At 64.4% G+C, this 1,921-nt stretch carries 1 protein-coding gene and 1 pseudogene; both read left to right on the top strand.

The annotated features are described in order from the left end of the window. Positions 1–1,011 (top strand): annotated as a pseudogene (locus B7R22_RS18185) (DDE-type integrase/transposase/recombinase); the annotation flags it as partial. Continuing rightward, entirely contained in the window at positions 1,008–1,787 is a 780-nt protein-coding gene (gene istB, locus B7R22_RS18180; RefSeq protein WP_216363533.1) for an IS21-like element helper ATPase IstB, read from the top strand. The pseudogene B7R22_RS18185 and the gene istB, both read left to right, overlap by 4 nt. The last annotated feature ends 134 nt before the right edge of the window (positions 1,788–1,921 follow it).

Here is a 1,921-nt window from a genome sequence, read left to right as displayed (position 1 = left end):
TTCCGGATCCTGGGTGGTGCGCCGACGTATGTGCTGACCGATAACGAGAAAACCGTCACCGTCACCCATATCGCCGGGGTGCCGGTCAGGAACCAGCAGACCGTGGACTTCGCCCGCCATTACGGAGTCACGGTGCTGACGTGTCAGCCCGCGGACCCCGCGTCCAAGGGCGGTGTCGAATCATCGGTGAAGCTCGCGAAGGCCGATATCGTGCCGAAGGCCACGAACCTGTTGCCCGAATACGCCACGTTCGCTGAGGTCGAGGCCGCCTGCCAGACGTTCATGGATTCCGTCAACAGTCGTGAGCATCGGGCCACCCGGCGCAAGCCCGTAGCGATGCTTGAGGAGGAACGCCCACGCCTGCACCGGATCCCCGACATCGCGCACACCGTCGCGTTCGGTCTGTCCAGGCGTGTACCGGATAACACCCCGATGGTGACGTTTGAGAACGGTTTGTACTCGGTGCCCGCGCAGCTGCTCGGCGCGAAAGTGTTCGTCCGAACCCATGGCGCCGGTGACGGTGAGCAGGTCATCATCGTGCACCACAGCAGCGATGGGCCTATCGAAGTCGCGCGCCATGACCGTGCCCGGCCCGGTTCCCCGCGGATCATTGACGAGCACTTCCCCGGCCACGCCCCGAAACAGCCCGGCGACTACGTGATCGTGCCGAGGTCGAAAGCGGAAGCGGAGTTCCTGAAGATCGGGGCTGGTGCGCATGCGTGGCTGCTGGAAGCCGCCGCGGCAGGGACGGCACGAATGAATCAGAAAATGGCCGAAGCAGTCACGCTGTCAAAGATCGGCGCTGCTGCTGATGTTGATGCGGCGCTCGGTGTCGCGGCGACTCATCACCGGTTCGCGAACGGTGACCTCGCCTCGATCCTGAACGCGACCACCTACCAGCCCGCCACCCACACCGCAGCCGAAGGAAAGTCCCTCGCTCAAGGCACCGGCGGGTGGGCCGCGATCAGCCCGCCATTAGTCATCGACGTCGGGTTGGAGGAGCCAGCGTGAGCGTCACCACGAACACCGCACCGCCGCTACCCGCAGAGCTGGAAGCGATGATGCGGCAACTGAAAATGCCCTACGCCAGAGCCCTCGCCCCCGAACTCCTCCAAACAGCGAAAACGCAGCGCTGGGACCCGACCGAAGTCATCAAAGCGTTGTTCGTTGAAGAGATCACCGGCCGGTCGAGGTCGATGCTGAACTCGCGGCGGAAAGCCGCCGGGTTCCCGACCGGGAAGACGTTCGCGACGTGGGATGAAACCGTGTCCTCGATCCCCGCACCGACGCAGCAGGCGCTCCGCACCCTGGAATGGGTTCACCGCAGAGAGAACGTCGTCGTCTGTGGGCCGTCGGGGACGGGGAAGACGTTCTTCCTCGAAGCCCTCGGCCAACACATCGTCGAAGCCGGCATGCGGGTCGCGTGGTTCCGGCTCGAGGACCTCGGCGCGCTGATCCGTGCGCACCGCTCCGATGACTCCGTGACCCGAGTCGTCGCACGAATCCTCCGCGCCGACCTCATCGTCATCGACGATATAGGCCTGCTACCCGTCGGCGCCGACGCCGCAGAAGGGTTGTATCGGCTCGTCGACGCTGCGTACGAGAAACGCTCCATCGCGGTCAGCTCGAACCTGCACCCAGCAGCGTTCGACGAACTCATGCCCAAAACGTTGGCGACCGCGACCGTTGACCGACTCCTGCACCACGCCCATATCTGTCAAACCAGCGGCGACTCGATCCGCCTCACCGAAGCCCTCGCCGGCAAAGGAGTCACGCCAATGACCTAACCAACCCGCGAGCCGTGGCCAGCACCACCAGAAACCAGGTGGGCAGAACTGTTGGCCACACACGGGCACTTTTCATGGCCACCAGCGGGCACTTCCGCTGGCCACCCATGGGCACAAACCATTGGCCATTGACA

It is taken from the genome of Subtercola boreus (assembly GCF_003399635.1).
Taxonomy (GTDB): domain Bacteria; phylum Actinomycetota; class Actinomycetes; order Actinomycetales; family Microbacteriaceae; genus Subtercola; species Subtercola boreus_B.
The sequence above is the reverse complement of the archived record's forward strand: the minus strand, read 5'-3'. Positions and strand labels throughout refer to the sequence as shown.